This is a genomic window from Flagellimonas iocasae, assembly GCF_042682725.1.
Taxonomy (GTDB): domain Bacteria; phylum Bacteroidota; class Bacteroidia; order Flavobacteriales; family Flavobacteriaceae; genus Flagellimonas; species Flagellimonas iocasae.
The window spans coordinates 897,754-916,800 of sequence record NZ_JBHUHU010000005.1 but is presented as its reverse complement, the minus strand read 5'-3'; the positions used below and the strand labels follow the sequence as shown (position 1 = coordinate 916,800).

22 protein-coding genes are annotated in these 19,047 nt (G+C 41.5%); 11 read left to right on the top strand and 11 right to left on the bottom strand.

The genetic code is table 11. From position 1 onward, the window contains the following. Positions 1 to 102: 102 nt before the first annotated feature. The gene (gcvP, locus tag ACFSJE_RS17970) at positions 103 to 2,955 is read right to left on the bottom strand and encodes an aminomethyl-transferring glycine dehydrogenase (RefSeq protein ID WP_379832251.1); all 2,853 of its coding nucleotides are present in this window, start codon (positions 2,953 to 2,955) and stop codon (positions 103 to 105) included. 124 nt (positions 2,956 to 3,079) lie between these two features. On the opposite strand from gcvP, the gene ACFSJE_RS17965 reads away from it, so the two are divergent. Beyond that, positions 3,080 to 3,904: a UbiA prenyltransferase family protein gene (locus ACFSJE_RS17965; protein WP_379832250.1), complete on the top strand. Its 825-nt coding sequence runs from the start codon at positions 3,080 to 3,082 to the stop codon at positions 3,902 to 3,904. Here the strand turns inward: ACFSJE_RS17965 and ACFSJE_RS17960 are convergent. Both ACFSJE_RS17960 and ACFSJE_RS17955 read right to left on the bottom strand, forming a co-directional pair. Beyond that, positions 3,901 to 4,131 (bottom strand): hypothetical protein, encoded by a 231-nt coding sequence (locus ACFSJE_RS17960; RefSeq protein ID WP_379832249.1) that lies wholly within the window; start codon positions 4,129 to 4,131, stop codon positions 3,901 to 3,903. The two genes, ACFSJE_RS17965 and ACFSJE_RS17960, sit on opposite strands and share 4 nt — an antisense overlap. A gap of 2 nt (positions 4,132 to 4,133) precedes the next feature. Beyond that, positions 4,134 to 4,688, bottom strand: a complete 555-nt coding sequence (locus tag ACFSJE_RS17955) for a sigma-70 family RNA polymerase sigma factor (protein ID WP_379832248.1) — start codon at positions 4,686 to 4,688, stop codon at positions 4,134 to 4,136. Positions 4,689 to 4,913: 225 nt separating this feature from the next. Here ACFSJE_RS17955 and ACFSJE_RS17950 point away from each other — a divergent pair, with 225 nt between their 5' ends. Further along, positions 4,914 to 5,240: a hypothetical protein gene (locus tag ACFSJE_RS17950; RefSeq protein WP_379832247.1), complete on the top strand. Its 327-nt coding sequence runs from the start codon at positions 4,914 to 4,916 to the stop codon at positions 5,238 to 5,240. A 20-nt stretch (positions 5,241 to 5,260) separates the two neighbouring features. Then, a complete protein-coding gene (locus ACFSJE_RS17945) occupies positions 5,261 to 5,632 on the top strand; it encodes a hypothetical protein (RefSeq protein ID WP_379832246.1) in 372 nt (123 codons plus the stop codon). Here the strand turns inward: ACFSJE_RS17945 and ACFSJE_RS17940 are convergent. From ACFSJE_RS17940 to ACFSJE_RS17925, 4 genes are all read right to left on the bottom strand, one after another. Then, positions 5,619 to 7,664, bottom strand: coding sequence for a M3 family metallopeptidase (locus tag ACFSJE_RS17940; RefSeq protein ID WP_379832245.1), 2,046 nt, complete (start codon positions 7,662 to 7,664; stop codon positions 5,619 to 5,621). The genes ACFSJE_RS17945 and ACFSJE_RS17940 overlap by 14 nt on opposite strands. Next, entirely contained in the window at positions 7,661 to 8,056 is a 396-nt protein-coding gene (locus tag ACFSJE_RS17935; RefSeq protein WP_379832244.1) for a hypothetical protein, read from the bottom strand. Before ACFSJE_RS17935 ends, ACFSJE_RS17940 begins: the two co-directional genes overlap by 4 nt. Positions 8,057 to 8,067: 11 nt before the next feature. Continuing rightward, positions 8,068 to 8,559: a 5-(carboxyamino)imidazole ribonucleotide mutase gene (purE, locus tag ACFSJE_RS17930; RefSeq protein ID WP_379832243.1), complete on the bottom strand. Its 492-nt coding sequence runs from the start codon at positions 8,557 to 8,559 to the stop codon at positions 8,068 to 8,070. Positions 8,560 to 8,633: 74 nt separating this feature from the next. Then, positions 8,634 to 9,791: a 5-(carboxyamino)imidazole ribonucleotide synthase gene (locus tag ACFSJE_RS17925; protein WP_379832242.1), complete on the bottom strand. Its 1,158-nt coding sequence runs from the start codon at positions 9,789 to 9,791 to the stop codon at positions 8,634 to 8,636. Positions 9,792 to 9,910: 119 nt separating this feature from the next. On the opposite strand from ACFSJE_RS17925, the gene ACFSJE_RS17920 reads away from it, so the two are divergent. The 7 genes from ACFSJE_RS17920 (at position 9,911) to ACFSJE_RS17890 (ending at position 15,484) form a co-directional block, all read left to right on the top strand. Further along, positions 9,911 to 11,017 (top strand): adenylate kinase, encoded by a 1,107-nt coding sequence (locus ACFSJE_RS17920; protein ID WP_379832241.1) that lies wholly within the window; start codon positions 9,911 to 9,913, stop codon positions 11,015 to 11,017. Between the two features lie 2 nt (positions 11,018 to 11,019). Then, complete coding sequence (locus tag ACFSJE_RS17915) at positions 11,020 to 11,580, top strand: hypothetical protein (RefSeq protein WP_379832240.1); 561 nt, start codon at positions 11,020 to 11,022, stop codon at positions 11,578 to 11,580. Further along, positions 11,577 to 12,578 (top strand): GTPase ObgE, encoded by a 1,002-nt coding sequence (obgE, locus tag ACFSJE_RS17910; protein ID WP_379832238.1) that lies wholly within the window; start codon positions 11,577 to 11,579, stop codon positions 12,576 to 12,578. The genes ACFSJE_RS17915 and obgE overlap by 4 nt, the downstream gene beginning before the upstream one ends. Before the next feature lie 64 nt (positions 12,579 to 12,642). Continuing rightward, positions 12,643 to 13,167: a DUF4136 domain-containing protein gene (locus ACFSJE_RS17905; protein WP_379832237.1), complete on the top strand. Its 525-nt coding sequence runs from the start codon at positions 12,643 to 12,645 to the stop codon at positions 13,165 to 13,167. A 262-nt stretch (positions 13,168 to 13,429) separates the two neighbouring features. Then, complete coding sequence (locus ACFSJE_RS17900) at positions 13,430 to 13,639, top strand: hypothetical protein (protein ID WP_379832236.1); 210 nt, start codon at positions 13,430 to 13,432, stop codon at positions 13,637 to 13,639. A 193-nt stretch (positions 13,640 to 13,832) separates the two neighbouring features. Next, positions 13,833 to 14,759: a sensor histidine kinase gene (locus ACFSJE_RS17895; protein WP_379832235.1), complete on the top strand. Its 927-nt coding sequence runs from the start codon at positions 13,833 to 13,835 to the stop codon at positions 14,757 to 14,759. Beyond that, positions 14,756 to 15,484, top strand: coding sequence for a LytR/AlgR family response regulator transcription factor (locus tag ACFSJE_RS17890; RefSeq protein WP_379832234.1), 729 nt, complete (start codon positions 14,756 to 14,758; stop codon positions 15,482 to 15,484). Before ACFSJE_RS17895 ends, ACFSJE_RS17890 begins: the two co-directional genes overlap by 4 nt. 40 nt (positions 15,485 to 15,524) lie before the next feature. Here ACFSJE_RS17890 and ACFSJE_RS17885 read toward each other — a convergent pair whose 3' ends face one another. The 3 genes from ACFSJE_RS17885 to ACFSJE_RS17875 all read right to left on the bottom strand — a co-directional run bounded on the left by ACFSJE_RS17885 (position 15,525) and on the right by ACFSJE_RS17875 (position 17,095). Continuing rightward, positions 15,525 to 15,902, bottom strand: coding sequence for a DoxX family membrane protein (locus ACFSJE_RS17885; RefSeq protein ID WP_379832233.1), 378 nt, complete (start codon positions 15,900 to 15,902; stop codon positions 15,525 to 15,527). A gap of 93 nt (positions 15,903 to 15,995) precedes the next feature. Continuing rightward, positions 15,996 to 16,781, bottom strand: coding sequence for an SDR family oxidoreductase (locus ACFSJE_RS17880; protein ID WP_379832232.1), 786 nt, complete (start codon positions 16,779 to 16,781; stop codon positions 15,996 to 15,998). A 2-nt stretch (positions 16,782 to 16,783) separates the two neighbouring features. Next, a complete protein-coding gene (locus ACFSJE_RS17875; RefSeq protein WP_379832231.1) occupies positions 16,784 to 17,095 on the bottom strand; it encodes a cupin domain-containing protein in 312 nt (103 codons plus the stop codon). Positions 17,096 to 17,191: 96 nt separating this feature from the next. Here ACFSJE_RS17875 and ACFSJE_RS17870 point away from each other — a divergent pair, with 96 nt between their 5' ends. Continuing rightward, complete coding sequence (locus ACFSJE_RS17870; RefSeq protein WP_379832230.1) at positions 17,192 to 18,550, top strand: UDP-N-acetylmuramate--L-alanine ligase; 1,359 nt, start codon at positions 17,192 to 17,194, stop codon at positions 18,548 to 18,550. Here the strand turns inward: ACFSJE_RS17870 and ACFSJE_RS17865 are convergent. After that, entirely contained in the window at positions 18,547 to 18,996 is a 450-nt protein-coding gene (locus ACFSJE_RS17865) for a DUF1569 domain-containing protein (protein ID WP_379832229.1), read from the bottom strand. The genes ACFSJE_RS17870 and ACFSJE_RS17865 overlap by 4 nt on opposite strands. Positions 18,997 to 19,047 lie beyond the last annotated feature (51 nt).

Here is a 19,047-nt window from a genome sequence, read left to right as displayed (position 1 = left end):
TATTTTACACTGTCCAAGACATCCAAAAGACCGGTTTTGTATAAAAAAAAGCCTTGAGTTTGTTTTGAATCAAGGCTTTTTACCAATAAAATCATGGTTTTGCTATGCTTCCGCGTACGCTTCGATGGGAGTACAGGTACATATCAAATTACGATCCCCAAACGCTTCATCCGTTCTTCGAATAGAGGGCCAAAACTTATTTTCAGCTACATAGGACAATGGGAATGCTGCTTGTTGTCTGCTATACGGAAACTCCCAAGCATCATTGGTGACCATTTCCAACGTATGTGGTGCATTTTTAAGCACGTTATTGGGTTGGTCCGCAGTTGCTTCATCGATTTCCCTTCGGATGGACAACAAAGCATCACAAAACTTATCCAATTCGGCGAGACTTTCACTTTCGGTGGGTTCCACCATCAAGGTTCCAGCCACAGGGAAAGATACCGTTGGAGCGTGGAAGCCATAGTCCATAAGTCGTTTGGCGATATCCGTTACTTCAATGCCATTGGCTTTGAAAGGTCGGCAATCAATGATCATTTCGTGGGCAGCTCTACCTCGTTCTCCAGTATAGAGCACATCAAATTTTCCTTTCAATCGGTCTTTGATGTAGTTTGCGTTAAGAATTGCAGCTTTTGTAGCATTCGTAAGACCTTCTGCCCCCAACATTTTAATATAACCGTAGGAAATCAAACAGACCAAAGCACTTCCCCAAGGGGCTGCAGAAATGGCTGTGATTGCTTCATCACCGCCTGTTTTTACCACAGGATTTGAAGGCAAAAAGGGTTTCAACTGCTCCGCTACGCAAATAGGGCCAACTCCCGGACCTCCACCTCCGTGTGGAATGGCAAAGGTCTTGTGCAGGTTGAGGTGACATACATCCGCACCAATAGTCGCTGGATTGGTCAAACCCACTTGAGCATTCATGTTAGCGCCATCCATATAAACCTGACCTCCATTGTCATGGATTAATTTTGTAATCTCTTTGATGGAGGATTCAAACACGCCGTGAGTGGATGGATAAGTCACCATCAAAGCCGCAAGATTTTCAGAATGAAGCTTTGCTTTTTCTTCCAAATCGGCCATGTCAATATTTCCCTTTTCATCGGTTTTGGTGACGACCACCTTCATTCCGGCCATAACAGCAGATGCCGGGTTGGTTCCGTGGGCCGAAGCAGGAATCAAACAAATATTTCGGTGCCCTTCGCCTCTACTTTCATGATAGGCACGAATCACCATAAGTCCCGCATATTCGCCTTGCGCACCGGAGTTGGGTTGCAATGAGGTGGCGTCAAAACCTGTGATGACATTCAATTGCTGTTCCAAGGTCTTCAACATTTCTTGGTAGCCTTCAGCCTGATTCAAAGGTGCAAATGGGTGAATATTGCTCCAATGGGCCCAGCTCAACGGAAGCATTTCCGAGGCAGCATTCAACTTCATGGTGCAGCTACCCAAGGAAATCATGGAATGGTTCAGGGCCAAATCCTTTCGCTCCAATTTTTTGATGTAGCGCATCAACTCCGTTTCGGAGTGATAGCTGTTAAACACTTCATGTTCAAGAAATGGAGCTTTTCGTTGGAGTGCAACTGGAATAACCTGACCATTCTCGATATCTAGTCCACTGTGATTTTTACTGTCGTGTGAATCAGCAAAACAAGCAATCAATGTTTTCACATCTTCGTTTGAAACGGCCTCGTTCAAAGAAATGGAAACAGTATTGGCATCCACATAATTTAAGTTGATGCTCTTACTTTCGGTAGTTTCTTTAAGCCTTTTGGCATCTTTAACAGCCACTTTGATGGTGTCAAAATAAGCGGAATTCAATTGCTCAAAACCGAGGGCTTCCAAACTTTTGGCCAATTTTTTGGTTTGGGAATGGACTTTTTCGGCGATATATTTTAATCCATTTGGACCATGGTAAACGGCATACATTCCAGCCATAACCGCTAAAAGCACCTGAGCGGTACAGATGTTGGAGGTGGCCTTGTCCCTTTTGATATGCTGTTCCCGTGTTTGCAACGCCATACGCAATGCGGGATTGCCATCAGTATCTTTTGTTCGTCCGATAATTCTACCGGGGATACTTCGTTTGTACTCATCCTTGGTGGCAAAAAAGGCGGCGTGTGGGCCTCCATAACCCAATGGAATTCCAAAACGTTGGGTGGTGCCCACCACAACATCAACACCCCACTCTCCGGGAGGCGTAAGTAATACCAAACTTAAAATATCGGCAGCAACGGCTACTTTTATTTCCTTGGCTTTGGCTTTTTCCACAAACTCGGCATAGTCATACACCTGTCCATATTTTCCGGGATATTGAAGTAGGGCTCCGTAAAAATCCTCCGAAAAATCAAAGGTTTCGTGATTGCCCACCACCAATTCAATACCTAAAGGTATTGCTCTGGTTTTCAATAGACTCAAGGTTTGAGGAAGGATTTCTTCGGACACAAAAAACTTTACAGTTTCCTCCTTTTTTTGTTGACGTGAACGAAGTTCAAACAACATGGTCATTGCTTCCGCTGCGGCAGTACTTTCATCCAAAAGGGAAGCATTGGCGATTTCCATTCCAGTAAGGTCGCTAACCATGGTCTGAAAATTCAGCAGGGCCTCCAAACGACCTTGGGCAATCTCAGCCTGATATGGCGTATAGGCCGTATACCATCCTGGGTTTTCCAAAATGTTCCGTTTGATCACGGAAGGGGTAAGGGATTCATGATATCCCAACCCAATATAGGTTTTGAAAACCTTGTTTTTCTGCGCGAGTTCCTGAATGTGGCTCAAGAATTCATGCTCACTTATCCCTTCCGGAAGGTCCAAGTTTTTTTTCAATTTAATATCATCTGGAATAGTCTCATGAACGAGTTGTTCCATGTTTTCCACCCCTATGGTTTCAAACATTTGGGGCAGGTCTTTTTCAGCAATGCCAATATGTCTGGCGGCAAAAACTTCTGTATTCATCTAAATCCAATAAAGTGCACAAAATTAGGGATTAATTCAATGAAAATAAGCAATTTTGAGGGTCTCTAAACCAAAGTTGTTAACCACAAATTAACCTTTGTGGTTGCAGCAAAGAATCTGTTCCATGCGAACTTTGAAATCCATTTTTGATTTTTATCTGGATGCTTGTATCCATGTGGCTTTGGCAGTGATATCACTTGCTGGCGTGACTTTTTATCTGTTGGATGCCTCGTTTGACCCGTCACTTTTGGGTTTTATCTTTTTTGGGGTGATAGTTTGCTACAATTTTGTGAAGTATGGGGTAGAGGCCCATAAATATTTGATTGTTTCCAACGCCTATCATAAAGTCATCCAAATCTTTAGTTTTTTGGCCTTTGGTTTTGCTGTTTATTTTTTATTACGGCTGGATACGGATTTATGGGTTGTAATAGGGGTGATGACCTTACTTTCCGCTCTTTATGCGGTCCCCATGTTACCGAGTACCAAGAATTTGAGAAATCTCGGAGGATTCAAAATTTATATTGTGGCCTTGGTTTGGGTGGGATTCACCGTTATTATGCCGGCGATGGATGCCAATTTGCCATTGGATTGGGATATTTGGGTACTGTCTTTACAACGTTTCATTTTTGTAGTGGTACTGATCCTTCCGTTTGAGATTAGGGACTTACAATGGGATGATATTAGCTTGAGAACACTGCCACAGGTATTTGGAGTTGAAAAAACCAAGGGAATTGGGATGGTTCTGACGGTGATTTTATTTTTTTTGACGTTTTTAAGGGATAGGGTGCATCAGTCTGAAATCCTATTGCGGCTTATCCTTTGTGGAATGTTAATTTTTGGATTGCTTTCCAGCAGAAGGATACAGTCCCGCTATTTTGTGTCATTTTGGGTAGAAGCTATTCCTATTATTTGGGTGGGCTTATTTTGGGTGGCTAAAAATTATTTCTAGAGGCGTTTTTCCAAATCGCGCTTCATGCACTCCTTGTCGTTTTCGGTAAGTGAAGTCAACCCAGCCTTGTCACAAAGGGATGTTAGTTGGGTGTTCTTTTTTGAATATTTAGCACATGCTTTGCAATATAAAACATGCAAGCGAAGCTTAAGAACCTCCCAAAAGCTTGCCTCATTATATTGTGATTTGGTGCAAATATGTGATGCCTCCTCGCATGTAATCTTCATAATTAAAACCAATTTTCATTTAAACAACCCATGAGAGCCGTCCTTGCCCGGTGGAGCATTACCCACAGATTGGACGGATTTATATCCAGTTCATTACAAATATCCTCCGTGCTCATTCCCTGCATCGTCTTCATTTTAAAAACCTCTGACTGCTTTTTGGGCAGTTTGTCAATGCACTCTTGGAGTGCCATCCCCAACTCTTCATTTTCAAGAATATTGTCGCCGTCCTTACTAAAAGGGTCGGCTACTTGCTCTTCAAGCCAATCACCATCTGAATCCGTTTCGGTGGAATAATTTATTCGAACTTCTGCTTTTCCTTTTTTTGAATTGACTTTCCGATAATGATCAATCACTTTTCGCTTCAAGATTGCGATGAGCCAAGTACGCTCCGCGGCGTCACCTTTAAAGTTTTTGGCGGAGTTAAGTCCAGCAAAAAAAGTTTCCTGCACCAAATCCTTGGCAATTTCCGAATCGCTTACGCGGGCCACAGCATAATTAAACAAGTAATCTGCATACAGGTCTACCCAATTCTCGGGATGAAGTTTGTGCTCTGCCATACTTTTAAGAAGTACCAAAAATAATGGTTTTTAATTATGCTTTGTGATTTGTGCAAGGTAAAAGACTTTAAAATTAGGTTGATGACTTTCAGGCTAAATCTAAGATTGGCAAAATCCAATGGAGAGACTATGTTTTTCGTATTCCAAAACAAGTTGGGATTTTGTTTTGAAATTTTTCATAAATTTATGAAAACCAATACACTAACTATTCTTTAATCCACTTCAATGGGAAAAAAACTAACCTTTATTTCCATTTTACTTTTCCTAAGTGGGTGCTACACCTATAAATCGATACCATCCTATGAAAATGATTTTGTGGTCGGCGAAAAGTATGAAATCAGGATTGGAGACCGTCCCATGCAACGTGTTTTTGTGAATTCGGTGACAGATTCAACTTTGGTGGTACGAAGAGGAAGAACAGAATTGGTGGTGCAAAAGGATATGATTACGGAAGTTAAGTACCGAAAAGTGTCCACTGGAAATACTGTGTTTGGGGTAGTTGTGGGAGGTCTTTTGGCGCTCGTCCTTGTTGGTACTTTGAGCTGGTTGTAAAATTAGTAAAGTGTTATACTATGAAAATTGCTGCATTTTGTCTCGTTATTCTGGTTCTGTTCAATAGCTGTTATACCTATCAACAAATAAATCCTGTGAAAGATGAATTCATCGTCAGTGAAAAGTATGAGATTAGGATTGGGAATAGGGAAAAACAAAGGGTTTATGTAAAGGAAGTAAAAGAAACTACTTTGCTGGTAACACATGGCAAAACGGACATGGTTGTGCAAAAGGCAATGATTACAGAGAGTAGAAAAATGAAGCCTTCCACCGAGAAAACGGTTTTGGCAGTCGTTGCAGGTTCATTGGCATTACTGGGTGCCATGGTATTGATTGTTGAAAGGGAGGGAGGCTTCGTGGATGGAGATTTTCTAGATTCTAAAAACCCTTAGGCACTTTTCCCAATAATCCCGCCCTCTCCAACAATGCATCAATTTTGGGTTCTGCTCCTCTAAAACGCTTATAGAGTTCCATGGGATTTTCAGTTCCGCCTTTGGATAAGACATGCTCCTTGAACTTATCCGCAACCGATCTGTTAAAAATGCCCTGTTCCTTGAAATAAGCAAAAGCATCTGCATCCAAAACCTCAGCCCATTTGTAGCTGTAGTACCCTGACGAATATCCACCTTGAAAAATATGCGAAAACGAAGTACTCATACACGTCTCAGGAGTTTTTGGGAACAAATCGGTGCCCTCAAAAGCTTTGTTTTCATATGCTTTTACATCCTTGATGTTGGTAGGGTCGGTGCCATGCCATGCCATGTCCAAAAACCCAAAACTCAATTGGCGTACGGTGGCCATACCTTCTTGGAAAGTCGCCGATTCCTTTATTTTTTCAACATATTCCATGGGAATTAACTCCCCAGTCTGATAGTGGTGTGCAAAAAGCTCAAGTGCCTCCTTTTCATAGCACCAGTTTTCCATAACCTGACTGGGTAACTCCACAAAATCCCAATATACCGAAGTACCCGACAAGGAAGGATAGGTAGTATTTGCCAACATTCCGTGAAGACCATGACCAAACTCGTGGAATAAGGTGGTGACCTCATTAAAAGTGAGTAAGGAAGGCTTTGTGCTTGTTGGTTTGGTAAAATTGCAGACATTGGAAATGTGGGGTCTGCTGTTTTTGCCATTCAATGTGAATTGTGATTTGTACGAAGTCATCCAAGCGCCACCGCGTTTTCCAGCACGAGGGTGAAAATCAGCATAGAAAAGGGAAATAAAATTGTTTGAATCATCGTACACCTCATAGGTTTTTACATCCTGATGGTACTTGTCAATAGTGGAGACTTCCTTGAAGGTAAGTCCGAAAAGCATTTCAGCAACTTTAAAAACCCCATTGATTACATTTTCCAGTTTAAAATAAGGTTTCAACTTTTCATCGTCCAGATTGAAGAGTTTCTGCTTTAATTTTTCAGAATAATAGGCACTGTCCCATTTTTCCAATCGGTCAATGTGGTCCAATTCCTTTGCAAAATCCTCTAATTCTTTAAATTCCCTTTCCGCAGCAGGTTTCGCTTTTTCCAGAAGCTCGTTCAAGAAATCTGTCACTTTTTCTGGAGTTTCCGCCATCCGTTCTTCCAAAACAAAATGGGCATGGGTGGGGTAGCCCAACAAGTTGGCCCGTTGATGTCGAAGTGCAACAATTTTCAGTACGTTTTCCTGATTATCCAATTCATCATTGTGGAAACCTTTGCTGCCAAAAGCAATGGAAAGCTCTTTACGCAATTCCCGGTTCTTGGCATATTTCATGAATGGGATGTAGCTGGGGTAATCCAATGTGATCAGCCAACCTTCCTTCCCTTTGGATTGCGCTAGTTGTTCCGCAGCTTCTTTTTCGCCTTCAGGCAAACCTTCAACATCTTTTTCGTTGGTCAGTAGCAACTCATATTTGTTGGTTTCGGCCAAAACATTCTCTCCAAAGGTCAGTTTCAACTTGGAAAGCTCGGCATCAATTTTTCGAAGCTTCTTTTTGTCCTCTTCATTCAGGTTGGCGCCGTTGCGACTGAACTTTTTATAGGTTTTTTCCAGTAGGGTATCCTGTTCTGGGGAGAGACTGAGTTCATCTTTTTTTTCGTAGACCGATTTTACCCTGTGGAAAAGTCCTTCGTTTAAGATAATATCGTTGCCGAATTCAGATAATAAAGGAGAAATTTCTTGGGCAATCTTTTGGATTTCCTCGTTGGTCTCGGCGGAATTCAGATTGAAAAAGACACTGGAAATACGATCTAGTTGGTGTCCTGAAAAGTCCAAAGCCTCCAAAGTGTTTTCGAAGGTGGGTGCATCGGGGTTGTCAACGATGGCATCAATTTCCGCTCTGGCATCTTCAATGGCTTGAATAAAAGCCGGTTTAAAATGTTGGTTCTTTATTTTTGAAAATGGAGCTTGGTCAAAAGGCTCCAACAATGGATTTTTTTCACTCATTTCTTGAATTCTTTGTTTTTTAATCGAAACACCATAATATCACTCATTAAAAAGGAAAAACCAACAATTGCGGATAGCGCTGCCATGGTCAATGAGGCATAGATTCTAACAGTGGCACCGTACGTTTTTCGGTTCATGGCTTTTATGGCCTCCTCGGAATATTCGCCAAGATCAACAAAGCCATTTCCATTAACATCGAACTTACTTGCATATTCTGATATGAAATGCCAGCGTACTTCAATAAAAATCAATAAAACGGCGTACATTGAGAAAGCCAGTAAACTACTTTTCCAGAGACTTTTTAAATAGGGATTATGGACTTTTTTCCAAGTCAGAAGTATAAAAAGGACAGCACATATCCCCAATAAAATTCCTATTTGGTTGTAGTTCATGTGATTTTAGACTAGCCTTTTTTCTTGACTTCTTCGGCTCCTTTAATGACTTTTTCCTTTAATCCTTGCTTGTAGGCTTCCATTTTACTCAAAATTTCAGTATCTGAACTTCCCATGATTTGGGCTGCAAGAATTCCTGCATTTTTGGCCCCATTTAAAGCAACGGTGGCCACGGGAACACCTCCTGGCATCTGTAGGATGGAGAGCACTGAATCCCATCCATCAATAGAATTGCTACTTTTTACTGGGACACCAATCACGGGCAGTGGTGATAATGAGGCCACCATTCCTGGAAGGTGTGCTGCTCCGCCAGCCCCAGCAATGATGACAGCATAGCCATTTTTGTGGGCGTTTTTGCCAAAATCAAATAATTTCTCTGGAGTGCGGTGGGCGGAAACGATATCCACGTCCACATCAATCCCAAATTCCTTTAAGATATCAATGGCATCTTGCATAACAGGAAGGTCGCTGGTACTTCCCATGATTACGGCTACTTTTTTCATAAAATTTCAATCTATAAATTCCAAATAACAAATTTCAACTTGAACTTGAAACCTGAACTTGAACTTGATTCTTCCTATTTGTTCGTCATTACCTTAATGGTTTCCTTCACTTTTTGTGCCACTTCCCGAGCTCGTGTCATATCTTCATCCACAATGGTCACATGGCCCATTTTACGAAAGGGTCGGGTTTGTCTTTTTCCATAGATGTGAGGGGTGACGCCATCCATCTCTAATATGGAGGCTATATTCTCATAAACCACATCTCCGGTATGGCCTTCGGCTCCCACCAAATTGACCATAATTCCGGCTACTTTGCTATCTGTTTTACCTAAAGGTAAGCCTAAAATGGCACGGATATGCTGTTCAAATTGATTGGTATAACTGGCCTCAATGCTATAATGTCCGCTATTGTGGGGTCTTGGGGCTACTTCGTTCACCAAGATTTCATCGTTATGGGTTTGGAAAAGTTCTACCGCCAATAGCCCAACATGCTTCATGTGTTCTGATACCTTCAGGGCCACATCTTTGGCTTTTTGGGCCACAGCATCATCAATTCGGGCGGGGCAAATAACATATTCCACTTGGTTGGCTTCAGGGTGAAATTCCATTTCCACCACGGGATAGGTTTTGATTTCTCCTGTAGAACTTCGAGCCACGATGACGGCCAACTCGTTTTTAAAATCCACCAAATTTTCGGCAATACACTCCACGTTGGGCAGACCTTTAAGGTCATCCATTTTTCGGACCACTTTTACACCCTGTCCATCATAACCAAATTGAGCACTTTTCCAAACAAAGGGAAGTTGAAGTCCACCGTTGGATATACTGTCTTCGATTTCTGAAGTATAGGCAAACCGGGTGAAAGAGGATGTTGGAATCCCATGGTCGGTATAAAAAAGTTTTTGAGTAGCCTTATTTTGAATGGTCCTCAGGGTTTTGGTGGGTGGATAGACGGTAATGCCTTCATGCTCCAGCTTTTCCATCGCATCCAAATTCACGTTTTCAATTTCAATGGTGAGGACATCCACGTCCTTTCCAAAGTTGTAAACCGCGTCAAAATCCATAAGACTGCCTTCCACAAATTCATTGCAGGCGATTTTGCAGGGAGCTTCGGGAGAGGCATCCATCACTTTGGTGTAAATGTCCCATTTTCGGGTTTCGTAGAGCATCATTTTGCCCAGTTGTCCACCTCCTAAAATTCCCAGTTTAAAGTCCGAAGAGAAAAATTGCATTGATCAGCGAATTGGAATAACAGCAAAAATACGTGAATTCCTTGAAGGGATAAAAGACTGAGGTCAATACCACCCCCAAAAAATGCTATCTTTGCCAACCTGACTAAAATAATGTTGCCTTGATCAAGCTTCACGACAAGTATTTTAAACCCTATCTCAGGGAAGAGCAGATTCTGGAGGCCATAGATAAAATGGCTGCTGAAATTGCCGAGGACTATAAAGATGAGATCCCACTATTCGTGGGCGTGCTCAATGGAGCTTTTATGTTTGTCTCCGATTTTTTAAAGGCCTATCAATACCCCTGTGAAGTTTCTTTTGTGCGGTTGAGTTCATATCAAGGACTTACCTCAACAGGAATTGTGGAAACCTTGTTGGATGTCACGGAAGAAATCGAGGGGAAGAGTGTCATTATTTTAGAAGATGTGGTCGATACAGGAAGGACACTAAAACAATTGGTGCACCTATTTTCCCAGACCAATGCAAAGGAATTTAAGATTGCCACGCTTTTTTATAAATCGGACATGTACAATGGGGAATACCCTATTGATTATGTGGGCCTGGACATCCCCAATAATTTTATTGTGGGCTATGGGCTGGATTATAATGAGCAAGGGCGAAATCTAAGAGAAGTATACCAATTAAACCAAGCAGATATGATCAACCTAGTGCTTTTTGGAAAACCAGGCGCAGGAAAGGGAACTCAAGCGGAGTTCCTTAAGGAAAAATACAATTTAAAACATATTTCTACCGGGGATGTGTTCCGTTACAACATCAAAAATGGAACAGAACTGGGCAAATTGGCCAAATCCTATATTGACAAAGGTGATTTAGTGCCCGATGAAGTTACCATCAACATGTTGAAGAACGAGGTGGAGAAAAATCCAGAAGCCGCAGGCTTTATTTTTGACGGATTTCCAAGAACCGATGCCCAAGCAGAAGCTTTGGACAACTTTTTGGAATCCAAGGATATGAAAATAAACGCCACCATTGCTTTGGAAGCAGAAGAAGATATTCTGGTGGCTCGATTGTTGGAGCGTGGCAAAAGCAGTGGTCGTTCTGATGATCAAGACGAAAGTAAGATTCGCAACCGTTTTGATGAATACAACCAAAAAACAGCTCCATTGAAGGCCTTTTACGAAAAGCAGGGCAAGTTTCATTCCGTTAACGGGATAGGAGAAATCAATGAGGTGACCGCCCGGTTGTGTGCCATTATTGATACCCTGTAATTATGAGGCGCATTCTTTTCCTTTTCATCCTTTTTTTAGGAGTTTCTTGCAATTCAAAAGACCAATGGATTGACGACATAAACGATCAGGTGAAGGAATATAACAGGAATGCTGAACTTGCGGAGGAGGAGTATTTGGTTGATTCTGGGACATCTACAGCAATCTTTGTAGCTCCCTACAAAGAACAAAATGGCATTCGGAAGACCGTTTATAGACATATGCGTACCGAAGTCATGTACTTTGAACGACATATTTTTTTCAGAGGGGATACGATTATTTACGAACATCATGTAGGGATTGCCCCAAGATTGGTTGAGGCCGAAGGTAGAGGTGTAAAAGCTTCCAACTATGCTATTTTCAACAAACAAAGTTTCTTTAAAAACAAGGAAGCCGGAAAGCAATACCGCCAACAAACCTTGGTTGAAGAATTTGTGCCAAAAGATTCCGTGTTGTCCATTGTAAAAGACCTGGATATTGAAGAATCTTTCCTTTATCTTAAGGATTATCTTGAGATAAATAATTACCTTAAAGATATTGCAGCTTTTGAACGTATAGAAGAATGACCGAAGGCAATTTTGTGGATTATGTAAAGGTGTATGTCTCTTCCGGAAATGGGGGTAAAGGCTCTGCGCATTTACATCGTGAAAAATACGTAGCCAAAGGTGGCCCGGATGGCGGTGACGGTGGACGTGGTGGCCATGTCATCATAAAAGGGAACAAAAACCTTTGGACGCTCTACCATTTTAAGTTTAAGAAGCATTTTAAAGCCGGTCATGGAGAGCATGGCAGTAAAAATAGAAGTACCGGTGCCGATGGTGCCGATGTATATATGGAGGTGCCATTGGGAACCGTGGTGCGAGACACCGAAACCAATGCCGTTTTGTTTGAAATAACCGAGGACCAAGAAGAAAAAGTAATCCTGGAAGGTGGAATGGGCGGCCGAGGGAACTGGCATTTTAAGAGTCCCACCAACCAAACCCCAAGATATGCCCAACCCGGAATTAAAGGTCAAGACACCCAAATAACATTGGAGTTGAAGGTCTTGGCAGACGTTGGTCTAGTGGGCTTCCCCAATGCTGGAAAATCAACCTTGCTTTCCGTGGTGACCTCAGCAAAACCGAAAATTGCCAACTACGAGTTCACTACGTTAAAACCCAACTTGGGGATTGTGGAGTATCGCGACTTTAAGAGTTTTGTGATGGCCGATATCCCTGGAATCATTGAAGGTGCCGCCGAAGGAAAAGGATTGGGTCACTACTTTTTGCGCCATATAGAACGAAATGCTACTTTACTTTTTCTGATTCCGGTAGATAGCAAGGATATCAGTCAGGAATACGCGATTTTGTTGGACGAATTAAGACGTTACAATCCAGAATTGCTGGATAAAGGCCGATTGGTGGCCATATCCAAGTGTGATATGCTGGATGAAGAACTCATCGCAGAAATGCGAGAGGATATGGAGGAGGATTTTAAGGATGTGCCTTATATGTTCATCTCTTCAGTGAGTCAATTGGGTATCCAAGAACTCAAGGATAAACTCTGGGAGCTGTTGAACGAATAACAGCGACAATTCCCATTCAAAAGCCAAATATTCATTAATTTTAATGGTAATCCAGAATCTTGCTATGAGATACGTATTGCCTATACTGTTTTGTTGTCTGCTGGCATCCTGCACTTCCATCAGGGTGAATTATGATTATGATAAGGGCACGGACTTTTCCAACTATACCACCTATAATTACTTTTCGGATATGGAGACGGGCCTCACCCAGTTGGATGAACGCCGTTTGATTCGCATCTTGGATTCTACCCTGCAGTTCAAAGGATATCGTTTGGCAGAGGAGCCTGAGTTTTTCATCAATATCCTCAGCAGTGAATACCAAAGTGCCCCTAATAGCGGTCTTGGGGTCGGTATTGGTGGAGGTGGCAGAAATGTTGGTGGAGGAGTTTCCGTAGGATTGCCTATTGGCAACACAGGAATTCAACGTCACATTCAGTTTGATTTTGTGGATGCACAGCGTGATGCTTTGTTCTGGCAAGCATCTACAGAAAGTGGGTATCGAGACAATGCCTCACCGAGTGTTCGGGAGCAACGATTAAGAGCCTTGGTTAAAAAGGTCTTTTCCAAGTTTCCTCCAGAGACCAAATAATTAGGGTGTTCTTCCCTAGAAAAGCCAAATAAATCTCTTTCTTCTTTTTGTAAATGGTTTATATGCAGTGGGTTTACCGTTCGCACAATCATTTTTACCACTGGCCATAATCTCCTTTCAGGCTGATGTAAAGCCCACTACTTTAGCATCATACAAAACCATTAAAGCAACAAACGATGATAGCACTTGCAAAAATTATGATATCCGTATTGATTGATATCCTGCTGTAAATCGGTCATCAAAACTTTTAAAAATCCATACAATGAGAAAATTGACAACTACACAAAAAGTAATTTTGGGAATGGGAATTGTAGGAGCGCTAACAGGTTTCTATGGCAAATGGACCGGATGGGCCTATGATGACTATTTTGTGTTTTTCTACACCGGAATGACTTTTGTTTGGATAGCATTTTTACCGTCCAGCAAGTCCTGCTGTTTCCCTTTTTGGAAAAAGAATGCCCAAAAACAGTAAGACAGCTATTCTACAAGTTGAATAGCAAAGAGTATATTTGGATTATCGCTGGTACCGTTACATGGAATTAAATACAAGAAAAGGAAACATTGTTTTTTGGGTTCTTCAACTTTTGGGTTGGGGTTTTATTAATACAATATCCATTTTTGTAGTCAAGGGAATAAGTCCACAATTGCTATTTTACTCTGTGGTAATGGGCACTTTTCTAGGTATTTTCACCACGTCCATGCTCCGTTGGTATTTAAAACAAAATGTCCAGTTTGAGTCCTTCGGGGGAAAGGAGTTTATTAAGATTCTTGTCGCTTTTTTACTTACCGCACTTCTCTTTGGTGTCTTAAATACTTTTTTTGGTTTCCTCTATGTAAAATTTGGTCCAACATTGACGGAAACAGAGCATCAGATGTTCAAGAACTATGATAACGTGGGTATTCAAATACTAAACTCACTGTTTTTGATGGGGGCATGGACGGTGACCTATTTGGTCATTAAATTATTGCTCAAGCTCAACCAAGACCGAATAGAGCGTTTGGAAATGAACACCCATTTAAAACAAGCGCAGTTGAATACTCTTAAGGGGCAAATCAACCCACATTTTATGTTCAATAGTCTCAACAACATCCGTGGGCTCATGTTGGAGGATGTGGAGAAATCCCGCGAAATGTTGACGAAGCTCTCGGAGATTTTACGATACTCTCTTACCAAAAACAACAGCAATGGAATTGCTGTTCGGGAAGAGCTGGAGGTGGTGGACAATTATATCGACCTTTCCAAAATTCAGTTTGAGGACCGATTGGAGTTTATAAAAAATATTGACGGGGACACGCTAGATATGCAGATTCCGCCCATGATCATACAATTGTTGATTGAGAATGCCATTAAACATGGAATTTCCAATCTAAAGCGAGGAGGAACAGTTACCCTGGACATAAAGAAGAAAGACAGCGTTTTGGTCATTGAGGTGCGTAATACGGGCCAGCTTCAAATTTCCAAGGATTCTACCAAATTGGGATTGAAAAACATTGAGCAACGCCTAAAATTGCTTTATGCAGATAAAGCCTCTTTTAATTTGGAAGAAATATCCAATGAGGTTGTGGCGCTCATAAAAATTCCGTTGGCATGAAGATAAAAGCAGTTATTGTTGAAGATTCCCGTTTGGCCAGGAACGAGCTGAAAGAACTCATCAAAAAACATGAGGAAATTGAGCTGGTCGGAGAAGCTGAAAATGTGGACAATGGATTTGAACTCATTCAAAATACAATACCAGACCTTTTGTTTTTGGATATCAACATGCCAGAAAAAGACGGTTTTGAGCTTTTGGAAATGTTGGATGAGGTACCTATCACCATTTTTACCACCGCTTTTGATGAATACGCCATAAAATCCTTTGAGTATAATGCGTTGGATTATCTTTTAAAACCGGTCAGTGAAAAGCGATTCGCCATGGCCATGGATAAAGTAAAGGCCAAATTAGAAGGTAGAGGTGAGGATAAGGTTGCAGAAACCAAAAAATTATCAGAAAGCAGCCAGATTTTCATCAAGGATGGAGAGGCGTGTTGGTTGGTGAAGATTGGTGACATTGCTTTGTTTGAAATTGTAGGTAACTATACCCGTGTATTTTTTGAAGATAAAAAACCACTGCTGTACAAATCGCTCAACCAAGTAGAGGAAAAACTTCCCGAAGCCTCTTTTTTCAGGGCAAACCGACAGCAAATTGTAAATACCAACTTTATTGAAAACGTAGTGCCTTGGTTTAATGGAAAACTCAAACTGACCCTTAAGAACGGAGAAGAGGTTGAAGTCTCACGAAGGCAATCCTATATCTTCAAGGATAAAATGAGCCTTTAATCAAAAAAAGCCTTCAATTGTTGAAGGCCCTTTTTGAGTTTTAAGGTTGTAATAGGCTTTTATATCGGTCTTTATACCCAATGAGGACCAAAATATTCAGTATCAATAGTGCTAGTGCCGGACCAATACCTTCTGGTAACAAGGTGGCATGGAACAATACCGCATTTATTGATACGCTCATTAAAATTATGGCCATTAAAGCACCATATTTGTTGAAAATAAACGATAGGCCTGCCAAAATTTCAACAATGGCTACCAATTTTAGGGTGTACGAGGATGAAACCGCACCAAAAAAGGCAATTACGGAATCAGGCATTTCGCCACCCATAGGAATGAAGCTTAAAAACTTGTTCAGTCCAAAAACAAGCACGAAAATCCCCAATAAAATACGGACTACCATAAAAACTTTTGAATTCATAGTTTTAATTTTTGCTGGTTACCTAATAAATGTATGCAAAAATTACGAATTTGATAATTTTTAAGTCGCTTAATTTGGAGGATAACCGTTTAACTACAAGGATTTTAGCAATCCGCCATCAATGGGAATATTGGTCCCCGTAATGTAGGCAGCTTGGTCCGAAGCCAAAAAGGTGGCCAGATATCCGTATTCCTCTGGTTTTCCGATACGTTTTGCTGGTATCAAGTCTTCCATGCTGGAGCGGACTTCTTCCTCTGGAATCCCCATTTTTTCGGCTTTTTTGGAATTGATTTGCGCTATCCGGTCCGTATCAAAATAACCCGTCAAAACACTGTTTACCGTTATGCCATCTTTGGCCACATCATACGCCAAACTCTTTGCCCATGTGACCACCGCTGCTCGTATGGTGTTGGAAAGTGCCAAATAACTCAAAGGTTCCTTTACCGATACAGAGGCCACATTAATGATGCGCCCCCATCTGTTCTTTTGCATATGTTTCAGGGCAAGTTCTGTAGTGTAGACCACGGATTTAAACAATAAGTCGAACGCGTTTTGATAATCATCCACATTCTTTTCCAAGGCTCCACCACCTTCAGGACCTTGTGTATTGTTTACCAAAATATCGATGGTATTGTGCTCAAAAAAGGATGAAATAGTGCTTTTAAAAGTATCGAAGTTGGAAAAATCCACCACCAAATACTGATGCTTTTGACCTTCATCAGTGTTTAATTGGCTAACGATGCTCTTCATGCGTTCTTCATTTCTGGCCATAAGCGTGACACTGGCACCACTTTCGGCCAATTGCCGGGCAATGGCTTCACCGATTCCTTTACTGCTCCCTCCCACAAGGGCTTTTTTTACTTTTAATGATATCTCCATAACTATCTATATTCTTCCCGAACAGGACTAAAAATGTCCATTAATTTACATTTGGTGAGCGCTTTTCCGCTATGCGGTGCATTGGACGGAATGATAACTACATCTCCAGGATGGTAGATGTTGGTTTTTCCATCCAGCGTAAATTCAAAAGTACCTTCCACTACATGCATAATTTGCTCGTGAATGTGAAAATGTTCAGGTACTTCGGCATCTTTCTCAACATCCCAAAACACCCAACTCATGGTATTGGCATGCACCATTTTGCCATGATATCCAGGCATAATTTCCTTGGATTTGATTTCTGATAGGTTCATCGGTTTCAATTTTCCACCAAGATAAAAATTAATAAGATGGATTCTTTGTTTGGATTGGTTTTGCCATTGGCTATTTTTGAAGGATAAACGCGTTTGATGAACATCCATTTTATTGCCATTGGCGGAAGTGCCATGCACAATCTGGCCCTTGCCTTAGAGCACAAGGGGTACAACATTACAGGAAGCGATGATGTGATTTTTGAACCTTCAAAAAGTAGATTGGGGGCAAAAGGATTGCTGCCAGAAAGTTTTGGCTGGTTTCCTGAAAAAATCCATGACGGATTGGATGCCATCATTCTTGGCATGCATGCCAAGCCGGACAATCCAGAGCTGCTACGGGCACAAGAAATGGGCTTGAAGATTTATTCCTATCCCGAGTTTTTGTTTGAACAGTCCAAATACAAGACCAGGGTGGTTATTGGTGGGAGTCACGGGAAGACTACCATCACTTCGATGATTTTACATGTATTGGACTATAACGACATTGAGGTGGATTATATGGTTGGGGCCCAGCTGGAAGGTTTTGACCGTATGGTGCATTTGACCGAAGAAAATGATTTCATCGTTCTCGAAGGTGATGAGTATTTGTCCTCACCGATTGACCGAAGACCCAAATTCCACCTTTATCAGCCAAACATTGCTCTTTTGAGTGGGATTGCTTGGGACCATATCAACGTATTTCCAACCTTTGAAAATTATGTGGAACAGTTCCAAATTTTTGTGGATGGAATTGTAAGCGGGGGTAGTATCACGTACAATACGGAAGACCCGGAGTTGGTAAAGGTTATCGATGCCACACAGAATACCATTCGTAAGTTTCCCTATCAAACACCTGAATATTCGGTTGAAGATGGGATTACGTTGCTAAACACCCCAGAGGGTGACATGCCCATCGAGGTTTTTGGTAGGCACAACCTGAACAATCTGGCCGGCGCCAAATGGATATGTCAGCAAATGGGTGTGGATGAAGCCGATTTTTATGAGGCCATTGCTACATTCAAAGGTGCTTCAAAACGATTGGAAAAGATTGCTGAAAACAAGAACAAAGTTGCCTATAAAGATTTTGCGCATTCGCCCAGTAAGGTAAAGGCAACCACCCAAGCGGTAAAGGAGCAGTATCCTGAGCGTAGATTGCTTGCTTGTCTGGAACTCCATACCTACAGCAGCTTAAATGCTGGATTTTTGGAAGAATACCAAGGAGCTTTGGATACTGCCGATGAAGCTGCGGTTTTTTATTCCCCGGATGCGGTTAAAATCAAGGAGTTGGAAGAAGTTACGGCTGACCAAATAGCCCTAGCGTTTCAGAGAAAGGACATTAAAATCTTTACCAATGCCCAAAGTTTTCAAGAGTATCTTTTTGGACAAGATTTTGAAAATTCCACCTTGTTGCTGATGAGTTCTGGAAATTATGGAGGACTGGATTTTGAACGGTTAAAATCAATATTTACAGCTTAAACCCCAAACTGACGTAAATGATGGTCTAAGTGTTTATATTCCAATTGGCCCCATTGATCATAGGTCAAATCTCCAAACGCGGGGTGCGGGTCCCTATCCTTTTTGGTCCGTTCACCATAAAAATCATTGATCAAAACAACCAGCTTATCCTTTTCCTCTTTGAAGTCCCGATTATCTTGCACCTTAAACCCTGGAGCGGTGGGTAGATTGTGTTTCCACGGTTTGTCGTCATACATGCTTTTTTTGAACCCTTTGTACAACAATCGCATAAAAATGTTGGGCTTTTTTATTGTATGTTTGCCTAAAGCGACCTTCAAGGGATACTGACAGTGGCGCAGCATTTGTCCAACCTCCATTTTGCCCCACTCCCCTTGAGAGGATTCAGAAAGTTTATCAATTCGATTTAGAATTTCAGCGTGGGTTTCAGAGTCAAATAGGGATTTCATATACCTTGATTTCTTTACCCAGTAAATTACATAAATTTAATCTCCTATCTT